Consider the following 16,167-nt stretch of genomic DNA (forward strand, 5'->3'; position numbering starts at 1 on the left):
TTCATGTCAGTGACCGGACGCCAGCGGTGGCGACAGGGGCGGCGACCCGGGCGGGGCCGCCGCGCCGGGACCGCCGCCGCCCGGACGACGGGCGACCGCGCTGGCCGCCGCCGCGAAGGCGAACAGATACCACAGCGTCACCACATTGGAAATCACGTTGGAGGCCGCGCTGACCGCGACGAACGCTACCGCGCAGCCGAGGAAGCCGACCGCGACGCCACGCTCGAAGCTGTCGGGCGGCGCGCGGCGCAGGGCCAGCCGCCCGGTGCGCAGGACCATCACCATCATCGCGAGGTACGCGAGCAGGCCGACCAGCCCGGTCTCCACGTACGCCCGCAGGAAGTCGTTGTGCGGCTTCTTCGCCTCGCCGGTCTCCCGCTGCGTCATGTTGGGGCCGATGCCGGTGACCGGGTTCCGGTTAGCCAGCGGGACGATCTGTGCCCAGTAGTCCAGCCGCCAGGCGAGTGTGTTGCCCGTCGGGCCGCCGCCGACGGCTCGGACGTCGGCGAGCGCCACGAACCGGTCGGCGACGGCCGGCAGCAACACCACTCCGCCCACCGCCACCGCGCAGAGCATGGCGACCATCCGCTTGCTGCGGTGCAGCACCGCGACCACGACCAGGCCCAGGGCGGTGCCGATGATCGCGCTACGGGTGTTGGTCAGCAGCAGGAAGACCACCGAGAGCACGAGCAGCACGCCGAGAGCGCCGCGCAGCCGCCGGGCGAGGTACCGGTGGACGCCACAGCCGAAGATCACCATGAACATCAGGTAGCGCCCGAACGTGGTGGACTGGCTGAACGGGCCGCTGATCCGGGTGAAGCTGCCCTTGACCTCCGAGGGCGGGGCGCCGAGCAGCGACATGACCAGGGTGTAGCCGAGCGCCAACGCCAGCGAGACATAGCAGGCGAGCAGGATCTGCCGCATCCGCCGGGTGTCGGGCATCAGCTGTTCCAGCACCACGAACATCACCACCACCGTGACGATCCGCAGCGCCTCCAGCAGGCTTGTCGTCGGGCTGCCCGCACCCAGCGCGCTGACCAGGCAGGTCGCGCCCACGAGCAGCAGCGCCCAGCCCAGCGGCGAGCCGCGCAGCCGTCCGTCGCGGCGCAGCTGCGCGGCGAGCCAGAGGCCGGCGGCCAGCAGGAAGAGCACGGCCAACAGGGTCGACGGGTCCAGCGCCCGGCTCGCCGCGGTGACGTCACCGCGACCGGCGGAGGGAGCGCTCAGCTTGAACAGGTCGACACAGGACCGTACGGCGAGCATCAGCATCACGTACGCGGCGAACCGGGTCATGGCGAGCGCGCCCACCGCGACGCCGCCGAGCACGGCGAGCGGCAGCACCACGGACGCCTTGCCGCCGGAACCCGTCGAGACGCCGATGACGACGGCCGTGGCGGCGCAGGCCAGCGCGGCGAGCCCGGTCAGGATCCGGCCGGGCGGTGCGGCGGGCACGGCCGCGCCGTCGGCAGGCCGCGCTGGGCGCGGGTACGGATTGTCGAGAGTCACTGGTCCCACTGGGTTCGGTTCGCCTGCTGCCGGTCGTGATCGCCCCTCCGAACCGTCCACCGGTCGAAGATCGGATCAATCTAGTCCGGCCGGTGAGCGGGACAGAATAGGCTGTTACGGGGAACCGCCACTCAGCCGGCCTTCGCGGCCCGCTCGGCCCTCCTGCGGCTGGCGGGACCGACCACGTCGAGGTAGAGCCGCTCCAGCTCGCCCGCGGCGGCGTCCCAGGTGTATTCGCCCCGGACCCGGTCACGCAGCGCCCGGGCACCGGCGCGCTGGGCGGGCAGGTCGGCGAGGACCTCGCTCAGCACCCGGGCCAGATCCTCCGCCGACCCGTCGCGGAACAGCCGCCGCCCGGGGCCGTCACGCTCCAACACCTCCACGTGCGGCGAGATGTCGCTGGCCACCACGGGCAGCCCGTACGAGGCCGCCTCCAGCAGGGTCAGCGGCAACCCCTCCAACCGGGACGGTTGCACGAACCCGGCCGCGTGCGAGTACAGCTCGGCGAGCAGGTCACCGTACGCGAACCCGGTGAACACGATCCGCGGGTCGCCCTGCGCGATCTCGCGCAGCCGCGCCACGAACCCGTCGGTGAACGACGAGCCGCCGACGACGGCCAGCCTCATCTCGGTCGGCACCCGTCGAAACGCTCGGATCAGTAGGTCCGCGGCCTTTTCCGGCACCAGCCGGCCGACCAGCAACAGGTAGTTGCCGGCGGTCAACCCGAACCGCGCGGCGAGGTGCCGGGCCGCCACATGCTTCGGATCGGCCACCCCGTTCGGGATGTACCGGACGGAGCTGCCGAACTCGCTGTCGTAGTGCGCGGCGAGGCCCCGCGACACGGCCACCCGCTCGTCGGGCACCCGGCCGCTCATCCAGTAGGCCGTGTCCAGCACCGTCCGCGCCGCCCACCCCCATTTCGCCCGCTGGTTGTCCAGGCCGTGCACGGTCAGCACCACCTTCGCCCGGGACAGGTGGCGCGGCAGCGGTGCGACCAGGCCCGGCCCCAGCCCGTGGTAGTGCAGGACGTCGGGGCGCTGGCGGAGCGCGGCGAGCGTCGAGGTCGTCGAGTGCACGATCGCGTCCAGGTGCTTGCTCGGCACCGTCCGCACCTGCCGTAGCCGTACCCCGCGGTACTCGTCCAGTGGTGCCGCGCCGTAACTCTGCCGGCAGTACACCGTGACCTCGTGGCCGCGCGCGGCCAACCGGCTGGACAACTCCTCGACGTGCCGCTCGATCCCGCCGTAGGTGGCCGGCATGCCCTTCTGGCCGATCATGGCGATCCGCAGCGGACGCCACTCGCTGCTCCGACCGCCGCGCCGCCGGAGGGCCGGGTCGGTGCGCCCCCCGGCGGGCCCGTCGGGGCGGACGCCCGCAACCGTCTGGTCGGGACGACTCGCTGTCGCGGCGGTACGCGCGGCGCGGATAACCACTTCTGTCTCCTCGAACGGTCGACGCCACCGATGCTCGGGGTGGCGGTGGCCACCTCTGCGCTCGGCGTCCAGATCATGCCCCGGTGAGTCTTCGGCGAACAGCAGCCCGCGACGGCTGCCCGGTCAGCGCAGGCCAGGCGGACAGGGCGTGGAGAGGCAGGGTCGGGCGGGTGGCGCGCACCCGCCCGACCGGTCGTTCGTTACGGGCCCGCCTTACCGAACTCCACCCAGTTGAGGTTGAAGAAGTTGCTGGTCGGCCCACCGGTGGCCGGCTTGAAGACCAGGTACAACGTGTGTTCACCCGCCGCCCGGCTCAGCGGCACCGTCTGGCTCTGCCAGGTGTTGGTGCTTCCGGTGGCGTTGACGGTCGCGGTGGTCACCAGCTCACCGGTTGGCGAGTCCAGCCGGACCTCGACCGTGCCCTGTGGCTGCCCGATCCGGTTGGCCGCGCCACCGGCGACCCGGAAGGTGAGCGAGGCGACCTGACCGAGGTCGATCGGGCGGAACCCGAGGTGCGCGTTGTTCTGGATCTGGGTCACGTGCAGCACCCCGTCCACGTCGTTGGTCGTCGCCGTGGCAACGCCCCCGACCTCCTGCGCGTTCTCCGCCTCCTGGCGCCAGGTCTGCATGGTGATCTGGTTGGTGTCGGAGAGGGCCGGCTGGCCGTTCGCGCCCAGGTCGGTGTAGGTGGCGCTCAGGCCGAGGAAGAGGTAACCACCCGCATGGTCGGCCTCCTCCGCCCGGGTCTGGAACGTGCCCGAGCAGCCGGTGGTGGTTTCCAGCCCGTGGCCGTGCGAGTCGTGCCCGAGCACGGAGGAGACCTGCACCCGGCCGCAGTCGACCTGGCCGTCCTCCGGGTCGGTGACCTCGACGGTCCAGGAGATCCGGTCGCCCCAGTTGAAGAAGGATCCGTTGGTCGGCGAGGTGATCCGCACCGTCGGCGCGGTGTTGCCGACGACGATCTCCCGCAGCGTCACCGACGACTTGCCGGTGGAGTCGGTCACCGTCAATCTCACCTGGTGGACGCCGTTCTCGGTGAAGGTGAAGGTCGGGTTCGCCTCGGTCGAGGTGGCCGTGCCGTCGCCGAGGAAGTCCCAGGCGTACGAGATCGTGTCGCCCGGATCCGAGTCGTACGAGCCCTCGGCGCTGAACCGCACGGTCAGCGGCGCCTGGCCGGAGGACGGGGTGGAGGTGGCCTTGGCGACCGGCGCGCGACCGTTCTTCACGTACCGCACCACGGAGAGCTTCGCCTCCGGGTTGGCCCGGAAGAAGCCGTTGCCGTACTCCAGGACGTAGAGATGCCCGTCCGGGCCGAACTCCATGTCCATCGGGTTGTCCCACCGGAAACCGGAGAGCAGCGGCTCGATGCCCTGGAGCTTGCCGCTGCCGTTGGTCTGGAAGCTGAACAGCCGGTTGCGGGTGAACTCGCCGAAGACCACCGTGTTGTCGAAGTACGCGGGGAACTTCGAGTCCGACTCCAGGTTCGGGTCGTACTTGTAGATCGGCCCGCCCATCGGACCGACGCCACCGGTGCCCAGCACCGGCCAGTCGTTGCCGCACGGCACGGTCGGGGTGGACAGGTAGTCGGTCGGGCACGGGGTGAACGCGCTGAAGGTGTAACCGAGCTGCGCCTGCTGCACCGGCGGCAGGTTCCGCAGGCCGGTGTTGCGCGGGGAGTCGTTGACCGGTGCGGCGCAGTTGTACGGACCGTGCGAGGTTCTGGTCGCGTAGTCGAACTTGATGTATGGCAGGTTCGGCGCGTAGCAGTACGGCCAGCCGTAGTTGCCGGCCTTGTTGGTGGCGATCCACCGGCCGGTGCCCGCCGGGCCACGGTCCGGGTTCGACACCCGCGAGTCCGGCGAGTAGTCACCGATGTAGGCGAAGCCCTTGGCGTCCACGTCGAAGCGGAACGGGTTGCGCAGGCCCATCAGGAAGATCTCCGGGCGGGTCTTGCCGTCCCGGTACTCCGCCGGCGGGAAAAGGTTGCCGGCCGGGATGCTGTAGGTGCCGTCCGCCTTGACCTTGATGCGCAGCAGCTTGCCCCGCAGGTCGTTGGTGTTGGCGGCGGAGCGCTGCGCATCGTAGGCCGGACCCCGGGTCGGCATCTCGTTGACCGGGGCGAAGTTGTCCGAGCCACTGGCATTGGTGTTGTCGCCGGTGACCAGATAGAGCAGCCCCTTGCCGTCGAACTTGATCTCGCCGCCCACGTGGCAGCAGGTGCCGCGGTCGGCGTCGACCCGCAGGATCTTCTGCTCGGTCGACATGTCCAGGTGCGGGGTCGGCGTCTCGACCAGCTTGGCCCGGGAGAGCTGGTTGTACCCCTTCCAGTTGTCCCAGACGCTCGGATCGTCGCTGTCCGCCGGCGCGGAGCCCATCGGCGTGTTCAGCCGCGGCGCGTAGTAGAAGTACACCCACCTGTTGGTGGTGAAGTCCGGGTCGATCGCGACCGACTGCAGACCGTCCTCGGAGTTGGTGTAGACCGGGATCTCCGCGATGACGTCGTTCAGACCGGTCGCCGGGTCGTACATCCGCACCGCACCGGTCCGGGAGTTGTGCAGCACCCGACCATCCGGCAGCACGGCCAGGGTCATCGGCTCACCCGGCCGGTCGTTGAGCACGACCTTCTCGTAGTTGCTCTGCACGGTGGCTCCACAGTCGCCGGCGGCCTGGCCCGCGGCCCACTGGATGCCCCCGACCAGGTGCTTGCGGAACGCACCCACGCCGTAGATGTCGGAGGAGTCACCAAGACCGGTGTAGAAGGAACGGCCGCCCTGGAAGTCCTGGCACCAGGCGATCGGGTGGTCGTACCCCATGGTGCCGCCGGTGTAGGTCTTCTCGCTGACGGTGGCCAGCACGTGCGCCGTGCCGCGCACGTTGGTGTCGAAGTTGTACCACTTGTCGACGAGAGACACCTCGCGCGGCAGCGTCGCGGTGGCCGGGTGCACCCGGTCGGCCGCGGTCACCCACCCCGCCGCGGCCGGCGCCACGCTGGTCGCCTTGGCGCCCACCAGCTGCTGGTAGAAGGGCCAGTTCGGCTCGGTCTCGGCGGCGGCGTGCACGCCGACGAAGCCGCCGCCGGCCCGGATGTAGCCCTCGAACGCGGTCTTCTGCGCGGTGTTGAGCACCTCGCCGGTGGTGTTGAGGAAGATGACCGCGTCGTAGCTGGCCAGGTTCTCGGCCGTGAACGCCGTGGCGGCCTGCGTCACGTCGACGGTGAAGTCGTTGTTCGACCCGAGGGTGCGGATGGCGCTGATGCCCTTGTTGATGGAGTCCCGCCGTTCACCGGCGGTCTTGTGGAACACCAGCACGCTGGTGTCGTCGTGCTCGTGTCCGGGATGCGCCGTGGCCGGCACGGCGGTGAGCAGCGGGGCGGTCAGCACCGCGCCCGCGAAGAGAGCCAACCATCGTCTTACCGATCTTGCCATGTCTGATCCTCCGGGGGTTCGGAAGGCCGAATGCACGGTCGCCCGCGTGGAGCCCAGGGCTACCGGGATGCGGGGATGCGCCCGGCCGCGCGCGCGGCGGCCGGGTCGCCGTTTCCGTGGGTCTGGTATCCCGACGCCGCTGCGCCGGGGATCCGATCAGTCGCCGTTGCGGTAGATGGTCAGCTCGGACATGTTGTCGTAGCTGAGCTTGGCGTAGTCCAGCGACTGTCCAGGGTTGGCCGTGCCACCCGGTGCCGTGTCCATCTCCCAGTTGGCGTGGTGGAAGTCCTGCTCGCCGATGGTCTGGAAGAACTGCTGGAAGTTGATGTCACCCTTGCCCAGCGGGGTCATCTCGTACCCGTTGGCCTGCTCGGGGTTCTTGCTGCCGTCCTTCGCGTGGAACAGCGGGAACCGCTTGGTCCGCCGGGCGACCGTCAGGATCGGGTCGAACAGGCTGGTCCTCTCCCTACCCGCCGAGTTGACGTACGTGGTGTGCTTGTAGCGCGCCACGTACGCCCAGTAGATGTCCATCTCGAAGAAGACGTACTTCGCCTCGGTCTTGGCGAAGAAGTACTCCAGCTTCCGGACACCGGAGGAACGGGTCGGCCGGTTGTTGCCGTCCAACGGACCACTGTCGAGCAGGAAGCTGTACGCCGCGTCGTGGTTGTGGGTGTACAGCCGCATCTTGCGCGCCCTCGCCTGCTCGCCCAACTCGTTCCACAGGTCGGCGGCGGCGTCCCAGTCGGACTGGTAGTTGCTGTTCGTCGGGTCGCTGCCGGTGCCGATGTTCTTCATGCCGAGTTCCTCGGCGATGTCGAGCTGTTGCTGGAACGTGGCCCTGTTGATCGAGGTGTGGGTGCCGTTGGCGACCAGGCCGTTGTCGTCCAGGATCTTGCGGATCTCCCTCGGCGTGATCTGCCGGCCGAGGATCGAGGTGTGCTGGTTGTAGCCGGCGAACTCGATCTCCTTGTAACCCAGCTCCGCCAGGCGGGCGAGCACCCGCTCGAAGCCGTACGGCACACCGCTGGTGTCGGGCGCGGCCGTGATCCGGTCACGGACGCTGTACAGGATGATGCCGCGGTTCTGCTGCGGTATCAGGGGTTCGACGCTCCAGCCGCCCTTCGCGATGGCGGGCGCGCCGGTCTGCAGAATCGGCAGACCCGCGGCGCCGAGGGCGGCAGCGGCGCCCGCCGAGGCGCCGAGGATCCTGCGTCGGGTCAGCTTCGGGTTCGGGCCAGCTGCGCCACCGGCACGGCGTTGCACCTCGTCCATTGTCTTCCACCTTTCCGCGGTGGCTTCTGGGTCCACCGGACAACAAGTAGAGGAACTGGGGTAGGTCGTCACAGAGCCGCCGCGCCGCCGAAACGCGCCGGTCTGGGGGCCCAGGGGCCCGGGTGAGTCTTGGACGTTACGACAATGTCACGCTTGTTACGTCTGGGCAGACGGTATCGCTGCTGATGAGGGAAAGAAAGGGCCTGCTGCGTCGAACTTTTGCTGGACTGACGATGGCTTTCTCATCAACCATCAGGAAGTGTGGACACTCGTCGTCCGGCCAGCGGCCACAGAGGAGCACGCGCCCCGGCGACGCTGCGAGCACCGGACCCGTTGCGCGGGCAGTCAGCCGGCGGTGCGGCCCGCCGCGATGCGCCACCCGGCCGCCGACTCCTGCTGCTGCCAGAACCGGGCGAACCGGCCCCCCGCAGCGAGCAGCTCCTCGACGGGTCCGTCCTCGACGACGCGCCCCTCCTCGATCAGGACGACCCGGTCGGCGTGGCGGATACTGCCGGGCCGGTGGGTGACGATGATCCGGGTGCGCGACACCGGATCGTCGGTGAGCGCCCGGACGACAGCGGTCTCGTTCTCGGTGTCCAGGGCGCTGGTGGCCTCGTCCAGCAGGAGCACCGGCGCGGGCTTGAGCAGCGCGCGTGCGATGCTCACCCGTTGCCGTTCGCCGCCGGACAGGGCGGTGCCGGCCTCGCCGACGACAGTCCCCTCCCCGTCGGGCAGGCGGGCGGTCAACTCGTCGACACGGGCCAACGCGGCGGCCCGGGCGACCCGGTCAGCGTCGGCCGTGGTGTCGCCGGCGAGGATGTTCTCCCGGACCGTGCCCCCGAACAGATACGGGTGTTGGAAGACCACGCTGACCAACCGACGCCTGGCGTCCGGATCCAGGGTGGCGACGTCGGTGTCGCCGATGCGGATGACACCGGTCGACGGTGTGTGCAGCCCCGCGAGCAGCGCCAGGATGGTGCTCTTGCCCGATCCGGAGGGGCCGACGATCGCGGTGGTGCTGCCCGGTTCAAAGGTCAGGTCCAGGCCGTCGAGGACGGGCGGGCCGTCCGGGTCGTAGCGGAACCCCACGCCGTCCAGCCGGATCCGGGGCGCCCCGGCCGGCACCGGCCCGCCCGCCGCGCCCTCGGCCGGCACCGGCGCGTTCAGAACGGCGTGCATCCGCCGTAGGGTCGCCGTGGCACTCTCCAGGGCGGGGGTGAGCTCACCGAGCGCGACGAACGGCTCCAGGTAACGTGCGATGACGACGATCAGCGCGATCGCCTCCGGGATGCCGAGGTCGCCCCGCACCGCGAGCACCGTCGTGGTGCCGGCCAGCAGCACCAGGGCGATCTGACTGGCGAGGCTGAACAACAACTGCCCCGGGATCTGCATGAGCACCACCCGCACGGCCGCGCCGTGCTGGGACGCCAGCGTCGCGCCGACCACACTGCGGGCCGGCTCGGCACGCCGGGCCGCCCGCAGGGCCTGCTGGTTGCGGGCGAACTCGACGATCCGCTCGGTCAGCGCGCTGTTGCGCTCGTCTGCGGTGCGGTCCGCGGCCCGGGAGATCCGCCCGGCCGCCCAGAACGCGCCGAGCAGCACCGGCACCCCGGCCAGCGCGGCGAGCCCGAGCGGCACGGAGACCGCGAGCAGCGCCAGCCCGACGATGACGGGCAGGGTGATCGCGCCGATCAGCGGGGTGACCAGGTAGACGATGATGCCGAACAGGTCCGGGCCGGTCGCCGCGATCGCCTGCCGGGCGGTGGCGGTGTTGTCGGCGGTGAACCAGGTCAGCCGGATTCGGGTCAGCCGGTCAGCGATGGCGTGCTGGGCATTGTTGAGCAGCCCGTACCCGAGGTCGAAGCCGATCCGGGCGACGCCCGCGTCGACCATCCATCCCACGACGGTGACCGCGGCCAGGGCACCCACCCACGGCCACGCCTGTGCGGGGTCGGGCCCGAACAGGGCGGCGACGAGCGGCACCAGCAGCACCGCGCCGGCCGCCCGCAGGATGACGCCGACGACGGTCAGGGCGGTGTGGCCGACAGCCCGGCCACGCTGGTCGGGAGGGAGCAGACGCAGCAGGGTGCGGATCATCGGGCCGCCCCCTCGGTCTCGAACGACTGACCGGCCGGATGCGGCTGCCCGTCCGGGTCGGTCGCGGCGTCGTCGGCACGGCGGCCCTGTCCGGCGTCCCAGAGCCGCCGGTACCGGCCACCGGCCGCGAGAAGCTCGTCGTGGGTGCCGGTCTCGACGATGCGTCCCTCGTCGAGCACCACGATCCGGTCGACGCCGGTGACGGTGTGCAGCCGGTGGGCGATGACGAGCACGGTGCGCTCGGCGGTGAGCCGGTTGAGGGCCTGTTGCACGAGGTACTCCGATTCGGGGTCGGCATAGGCGGTCGCCTCGTCGAGGACGAGGACCGGGGTGTCGGCGAGGATCGCGCGGGCGATGGTGAGGCGTTGGCGCTCCCCGCCGGAGAGTGCCGAGTCGGGTCCGAGGAGGGTGTCGTACCCGTCGGCCATGCGCTGGACGCGGTCGTGGATGTGCGCCGCTCGGGCCGCGTCGGCGACCTGCTCGCGGGTCGCTTCCGGCACGGCGAGGGCGATGTTGTCGTGCACGGTGCCGTGCACGAGTTGCGTCTGCTGGAACACGAAGCCGACCCGTTCGTACAGCTCATCCACGCCGAGGTCGCGTACGTCGCGACCGCCGACCCGGATCGCGCCGGAGTCGACGTCATAGAACCGGGCGAGCAGCCCGGCCAGCGTCGACTTGCCCGATCCGGACGGGCCGACGAGCGCGGTGACGGTGCCGGGAGTGAGGGTGAGCGAGACGTCGGAGATCACCGGCACGCCGGGCCGGTAGGAGAAGCTCACCCGGTCGAAGACGACGGTCCCGGCGCGGTGGCCGGTGAAGACGCCGTCGACCTCCTCCGGGCCGGGGTGGACGGCCTCCGCGGCGGGCCGCAGTTCGGGCCCGTCGAGGGTGTTCTGCACGCGGCGGGCGGCCAGCAGCCCGCCGCGCAGCCCGCTCAGCCCGTAGCCGATCCCGAGCAGCCGGGCGCCGAAGGTGGTTCCCAACAGCAGGAACGGCAGCAGCGTCACCGGCTCCATCGAGCCGGCGGCGACGAAGGCGGTGCCGGCGGCGGCGATGACGAGCAGGAACGTCCCCGGCCGGGTGGCGAGGTCCATCAACGTCTTCTTGTTGGTGAACGGCCGCTGCCAGTCGTTGAGGAACTGGATGTACTCGCCGAGCCGGGCGCGGAACGTCGACGCGGCGACCCCGCCGAAGACCCGGATCACCGGCTGTCCCTCCAGGTAGGCGCCGGCCTCGCCGGACATCCGCTCCGCCCACCGCTGGGACTGGCGGATCCTCGACCCGGACTGGATGATCATCACCCACATGGTGAGCACGTAGACCAGCACCGGCACGAACAGCAGCAGCGCCATCCGCCAGTCGACCACGAAGAGGTAACCGAGCACGGCCAGCGGCGCCACGATCGCGGCGACGGCGTCGGAGACGGCATGTGTCACCAGGTAGTGCACGGCGAGGGTGTCGTCCTGCACCACCTGCTTGACGTGGCCGGAGCCACGGACGGTGAACCAGCCCAGCGGCAGCCGGGCCAGCTTGCCGAGCAGCCGCTGCCGCACGCCGCGCGCGAAGCGGGCGTCGACGAGGTGCAGCCACAGGGTGAGCGCGCCGCTGAGCAGGGTTCCCGCGCCGAGCAAGGCGACCGCCCAGAGCCCGACCGCCCACAGCGCGTCCTCCGGAGCGCCGGCCAGCATCCGCCGGGCCAACTCGACCAGCAGCACGAACGGGGCGAACTCCACCAGGGTCACCACCGCCTGCAACACCCCCGACAGGACGAGGGTGCGCTTGAGCGGCGCCAGCAGCCGCCCAGCGCCCTGGGCCTGCCAGGCACCCCGTACCTCCGAGCCGGGCGCGCCCGGGCGCACGGCTCCGGCCGGGCTCACGGGCTCGGCCGGGCTCACGGGCTCGGCCGATGCCGTCAGGGCCGTCGTCGCGGCAACGTTATCCAGGGCAGGTGCGGACGGCACCTCCGACGACGCCCGATCCGCCGGCACGCCGGTGGGTGCGGTGGCCTCCGCCGCGGCCCGGACAGCCGCCCGTTCCTCTTTGCTGGCGCGCCACTTGCCCATCGAACGGCCGTAGATCCAGTACGACTGCCCGTACACCGCGGCCTTCGGGAAGCCGAACTCGTCCTTGAGTCGGGTCCGCAGGTGCTTGAGGGAGACGTGTTCGGTGCCGAGCCAGGCATACCAGTCCGACCAGTCGCGTGCCTCGACCGCCCCGGCCAGCGAGGTCCCTCCGGCACGTGGCACCCAGTGGACCCGTGCCCGCGGATGGGTGGCGAGCGGGATGAGCAGATCGGCCTCGTCGTGCTGTTCGAGGTACACCTCGACCGGCACGTCCGCGGGGACCGCGCCGAGAATGCCGTTGATCGCCGGGATCGACGCCGAGTCGCCGATCAGCAGATAGCCGGTCGGCAGTTCCTCCGGCACCTCGAACCGGGACGAGCCGAGCGAGGTCGCCATGACGCGCCACCCCGGCTGGGCGTTCTGCGCCCAGACGGACGCGGCGCCGGCCGGCTCGTGCAGCACCATGTCGATGGCGAACTCGCCGGTCGACGCGTCGGCCTCGGCGATCGTGTAGGCGCGCTGATGCTCGGCCTCGCCGCCGCCCGGGTCGGGAAACCAGAACCGCAGCCAGGCCGTGGGGGCGATCTCGACCTCGTCGAAGAGCGTCGGTGAGGTCAGCCGGATGCGCACGAAGTTCGGCGCGCGCTGCTCCCGTCCGACCACGGTCGCCTCATGGTCGCGGGCGCCGAAGCTGCGCATGACCGCGCCCTGGAATCCGCGTCTGCCCATCAAAGTTCCTCTCCGGTCGCGGCGAGGTCCGCGACGATCTCATGGACCGGCCGGCCGGGCGGCGCGACGTGGACCAGGCCACGGATCGCGCCAATGGGCAGCAGCCGTACGTACTCGGGCAGTGCGAGGTATGCCGGGCCTAGGCGGTCGTCGACGGCATCGAGGCGACCGCCCCGCAGACGACGATCGCCTTGTAGGGGGTAACTAAGGGCACCCTAAATTAGGGTTCGCAGGAAGACAAGATCGGCTTCAGCGGTGACGGGCCGGGCGGCGTGCGGGCCGCCGATCGTCCGTCCGTGATCGTCGCCGGTGGGCCGGGCGCGGCTGACCGCCCGGCGTTCCGGATAACACCGGCATCCGGGCGAGACCGCGCCTTGCCGGACCGCCGCCCTGGACTCCGCCTCGGCACGACCGCCCTTATGAAACCCGCCCTAGCCGGCTTCGAGGTCCCGCCAGCGATAGCGCACCGTCGACACGGCGACGAGAAGGATGGCGACAGCGGTCATGGTGAGGGCCGCGGGCCGGTGCCAGGCGTCGCGGGGCACGGCACCGATCCAGTGCACCGGGGAGAGCTGGCGCGCCCACGACGGGAGTTCCAGCAGGTCGGCGCGGAGGCAGACGACAATGCCCCAGCCGACGGGGAGCCAGGCGACGGGGACCGCCCGGGGACTCAGCGAGTGCACGGCCACGGCGCCGCCGATCAGCAGGACGACGGCGGCGGTGTAGGACAGCGTGGCGGTCAGTCCCTTTCCGAAGTAGTGACCTTCGCCGAAGCCCGCCACCAGGCCCAGACCGGTGGAGAGACCACCGCAGAGCAGAACCAGCAACGACCACACCGTCACCAGCAGCGTGGCGGATGTCCACCACCGCCACCGGCTGACCACGGTGGACAGGCTGTACCCCACCCGGCCGGACGTCTCCTCGGCAGCCAGCCATTGCGCGATCTGAATCCCGGCGGCGGCGGCGAGCAGCGCGTTGAGCTGGACGAAGATGGCCAGAGTGGCGTTGACCGTGGCGTCGTGGTCGACCTGCGTGGCGGCGTCGAGGTGGTTGATCTGGGGGGTCAGGTATCCGAACGCGAAGGCGAACAACGCGCTGGCGCCGACCCAACCCACACCGATACCGGCGGTGAGCCGCAGGAGGAGGGTGAGGGGGGAACGGACCCAGCCCGGCGCCGTGGCCGGACCCGGCCGCGGGGCGATGATGCCGGCGCCCTGGTCACGCCGGGCGGCGACCGCGGCGGTGGCGGCGAGCAAGCCGACGGCCAGCGCACCGGAGGCGATCCAGGGCCACAACGGTGGATCCGCGGCGAACGGCCGGATCTCGGCCAGCCACGACTGCGGATTCCAGCCCGCCGCATCCCACTGCTGCGCGTCCACCGCCGCTCGGGCCAGGTAGCTGATCAGCCAGATACCGGTCGCGAGAAGGTAGGCGGTCCGGGCGGTCCGGCAGCATTGGGCGACCAGGGTGCCGATGCCGATGAACACGACCATGAACATCGCGAGCCCGCCGGCATAGCGCCCCGACCCGCCGAGGGGGAAACCCAGCGCCGTCAGCCCGGTCGCGGTGATCAGCGCGGTCAGCGCCGCCGTGAACGCGGCGGCGGTGACCCCGGCCGCGGCCGGTGCCAGCCGGTGGACCGGGTAGGACGTCAGGATGTCGAGGCGTCCGGTGTCCTCGACGCTGCGCGTGAACCGGATCGCCAGGTGCACGCCGATCAGGGGGATCATGATCAGGGTCAGGTAGCCCATCTCGTTGACCAGGATGCCGCCCAGGGTGTTCAGGTCGTATCCACGGCCCTGCAGCGCGGCACTGCCGTCAAGCAGTTCGTAGGCGCCGGCGTACCGGTCGCGGCTGGCCCGATCGGGGTACGTCCCGTTGATGGTGGCCGCGCTCGCGACCACGAGGGCGGCCACCATCAACGGCCAACCGAGCACCTGGGGCCAGCCGGTGCGCAGGCTCAACGACAGGCAGCGCCAGTATCCGGTCATCGCACCGCGCCCTCGGCCACGGTGCTCGGGACGTCGCCGCGGTAGTTGGCGAGGAAGAGTTCGTCGAGACTGGGTGGCTGCACCGTCAGGGAGGCCGGTTCGGCGGCGGCGACGCAGCCGACCGCTGCGGCCAGCGCCGCGGGGCCGGCGCGGAAGCTGACGTGGGTGCCGTCCGGTCGCGTCGTCACGGCCAGGTCGACGAGATCGTCGAGCCGGTCCAGGCCGGTGAGCGGGTGCCTCGTCACCGCAGCCACCCGGGTGAGGGTATGGCTGCGCAGGTCGGCCAGCGTGCCGGTCCGGATCACCGCGCCACGTCTGATGATGCTGACGCGGTCACACAGGACCTCCACCTCGGAGAGGATGTGGCTGCTCAGCAGCACCGTGCGACCGTCGTCCTTCAGCTCCCGGACACACTGCTGGAAGACCTCCTCCATGAGCGGGTCCAGCCCTGAGGTGGGTTCGTCGAAGAGGAAGAGGTCGGCGTTCGTGGCGAGCGCCGCGATCAGCGCCACCTTCTGCCGGTTGCCCTTCGAGTAGGTACGCGTCCGCTTGGTCGGGTCCAGCTCGAACCGATCGATGAGCTCCCGCCTGCGGTGCGGGTCGGCGCCGCCGTGCAGCCGGCCGAGGACGTCGATGCTGGCTCCGCCCGTCAGACCCGGCCACAGCGCCACATCGCCCGGCACGTACGCCAGGCGCCGGTGGGCCGCCACCGACTGGGTCCAACAGTCCAGACCGAAGATCGCCGCTTTGCCGGCGTCCACCCGCAGTTGGCCGAGCAGGGCCCGGATGGTGGTGCTCTTGCCGGCCCCGTTCGGTCCGAGGAAGCCGTGCACCTCTCCCTGGGCGACCGTGAGGTCCAAGTCGTTCAACGCGACCGTGCTGCCGAACACCTTGCGTACGCCTCGCACCGTGATCGCGTCCATACCGACATCCTGACACAGAATGGAAGCTGCTGCCATCTTGAAAGTTGCTTCCGTCATGAGTAAGAATTTCACATCGTTACACTCAACGGCATGCCGCTCAGCCTGCGTCAGCGCAATCGAATGGCCGCGATCCGCGCAATCCAGGACACGGCCATGGAGCTCTTCGACTCCCGCGGATTCCACAACGTCACCATCGACGACATCGCGCGGGAAGCGGCGGTGTCGCCGTCCACCTTCTACCGCTACTTCGGCGCCAAGGAGGGGCTGTTCACCATCGATCCGTTCGCCGCCGTCGGGGCGGACGGCTTCGACGAGGTCCTGGACCTCGACGACCTTCCCGGCACCATGACACGCCTCGCGGCCAGCGCCGGTGACGGGGGCCCGTGGCGCGGCATGCGCTACGTGCTGGAGGAGCCCACGATCCGGGCCGCCGTCTACGCCACGATGGACGCCATGGTCGAGCGCGTCGCCGCCGCCCTGGCCGACCGCGGGCACGGGCCGACCCCGGCCAAGGTCCTGGCCCGCACCTACCTCTTCGGCGTCTACTTCGGCGCCCTCGAACAGTGGCACCATGACGGCCGCACCCGGCCCATCGGCGATTACGTGCGCGAAGCGCTGGAAGCGATCCCGGCCAGACAGGAGGCAGCCGGGCAGCTCGCCGACGATGGCGGCGCGTGACACCGCCCCGGTGGCAGCGGCCGGTGGTCGGATGTCGCGCAGGCCGCCCG

The 16,167-nt window shown here is 70.9% G+C and carries 9 protein-coding genes; 1 reads left to right on the top strand and 8 read right to left on the bottom strand.

The features are described 5' to 3' along the window. Positions 1–6 precede the first annotated feature (6 nt). The 8 genes from ACQPYA_RS16415 to ACQPYA_RS16450 all read right to left on the bottom strand — a co-directional run bounded on the left by ACQPYA_RS16415 (position 7) and on the right by ACQPYA_RS16450 (position 15,439). Positions 7–1,506, bottom strand: a complete 1,500-nt coding sequence (locus tag ACQPYA_RS16415) for an O-antigen ligase family protein (RefSeq protein ID WP_433527957.1) — start codon at positions 1,504–1,506, stop codon at positions 7–9. A 131-nt stretch (positions 1,507–1,637) separates the two neighbouring features. Further along, the gene (locus ACQPYA_RS16420) at positions 1,638–2,939 is read right to left on the bottom strand and encodes a glycosyltransferase family 4 protein (RefSeq protein WP_433527958.1); all 1,302 of its coding nucleotides are present in this window, start codon (positions 2,937–2,939) and stop codon (positions 1,638–1,640) included. A 200-nt stretch (positions 2,940–3,139) separates the two neighbouring features. Continuing rightward, positions 3,140–6,364: a ThuA domain-containing protein gene (locus ACQPYA_RS16425; protein ID WP_433527959.1), complete on the bottom strand. Its 3,225-nt coding sequence runs from the start codon at positions 6,362–6,364 to the stop codon at positions 3,140–3,142. Positions 6,365–6,520: 156 nt separating this feature from the next. Further along, positions 6,521–7,636, bottom strand: a complete 1,116-nt coding sequence (locus ACQPYA_RS16430) for a sugar phosphate isomerase/epimerase family protein (RefSeq protein ID WP_433527960.1) — start codon at positions 7,634–7,636, stop codon at positions 6,521–6,523. 345 nt (positions 7,637–7,981) lie between these two features. Next, positions 7,982–9,733 carry an ABC transporter ATP-binding protein gene (locus ACQPYA_RS16435; RefSeq protein ID WP_433527961.1) on the bottom strand — a complete coding sequence of 584 codons (1,752 nt, stop codon included), beginning with the start codon at positions 9,731–9,733 and terminating at the stop codon, positions 7,982–7,984. After that, a complete protein-coding gene (locus ACQPYA_RS16440) occupies positions 9,730–12,525 on the bottom strand; it encodes an ABC transporter ATP-binding protein/permease (protein WP_433527962.1) in 2,796 nt (931 codons plus the stop codon). The genes ACQPYA_RS16435 and ACQPYA_RS16440 overlap by 4 nt, the downstream gene beginning before the upstream one ends. A gap of 431 nt (positions 12,526–12,956) precedes the next feature. Then, positions 12,957–14,516, bottom strand: coding sequence for an ABC transporter permease (locus ACQPYA_RS16445; RefSeq protein WP_433527963.1), 1,560 nt, complete (start codon positions 14,514–14,516; stop codon positions 12,957–12,959). Beyond that, positions 14,513–15,439: an ABC transporter ATP-binding protein gene (locus tag ACQPYA_RS16450; protein ID WP_433527964.1), complete on the bottom strand. Its 927-nt coding sequence runs from the start codon at positions 15,437–15,439 to the stop codon at positions 14,513–14,515. The genes ACQPYA_RS16445 and ACQPYA_RS16450 overlap by 4 nt, the downstream gene beginning before the upstream one ends. Positions 15,440–15,529: 90 nt before the next feature. On the opposite strand from ACQPYA_RS16450, the gene ACQPYA_RS16455 reads away from it, so the two are divergent. Continuing rightward, positions 15,530–16,117 (top strand): TetR/AcrR family transcriptional regulator, encoded by a 588-nt coding sequence (locus tag ACQPYA_RS16455; protein WP_433527965.1) that lies wholly within the window; start codon positions 15,530–15,532, stop codon positions 16,115–16,117. Positions 16,118–16,167 lie beyond the last annotated feature (50 nt).

The organism is Micromonospora sp. CA-263727 (assembly GCF_050942455.1).
Classification (GTDB): domain Bacteria; phylum Actinomycetota; class Actinomycetes; order Mycobacteriales; family Micromonosporaceae; genus Micromonospora.

Excerpts from the sequence above, each read along its gene's own strand:
- ACQPYA_RS16425 (WP_433527959.1), bottom strand. The coding sequence starts at position 6,364 with ATGGCAAGATCGGTAAGACGATGGTTGGCTCTCTTCGCGGGCGCGGTG.
- ACQPYA_RS16430 (WP_433527960.1), bottom strand. The coding sequence starts at position 7,636 with ATGGACGAGGTGCAACGCCGTGCCGGTGGCGCAGCTGGCCCGAACCCG.
- ACQPYA_RS16435 (WP_433527961.1), bottom strand. The coding sequence starts at position 9,733 with ATGATCCGCACCCTGCTGCGTCTGCTCCCTCCCGACCAGCGTGGCCGG.
- ACQPYA_RS16440 (WP_433527962.1), bottom strand. The coding sequence starts at position 12,525 with ATGGGCAGACGCGGATTCCAGGGCGCGGTCATGCGCAGCTTCGGCGCC.
- ACQPYA_RS16445 (WP_433527963.1), bottom strand. The coding sequence starts at position 14,516 with ATGACCGGATACTGGCGCTGCCTGTCGTTGAGCCTGCGCACCGGCTGG.
- ACQPYA_RS16450 (WP_433527964.1), bottom strand. The coding sequence starts at position 15,439 with ATGGACGCGATCACGGTGCGAGGCGTACGCAAGGTGTTCGGCAGCACG.
- ACQPYA_RS16455 (WP_433527965.1), top strand. The coding sequence starts at position 15,530 with ATGCCGCTCAGCCTGCGTCAGCGCAATCGAATGGCCGCGATCCGCGCA.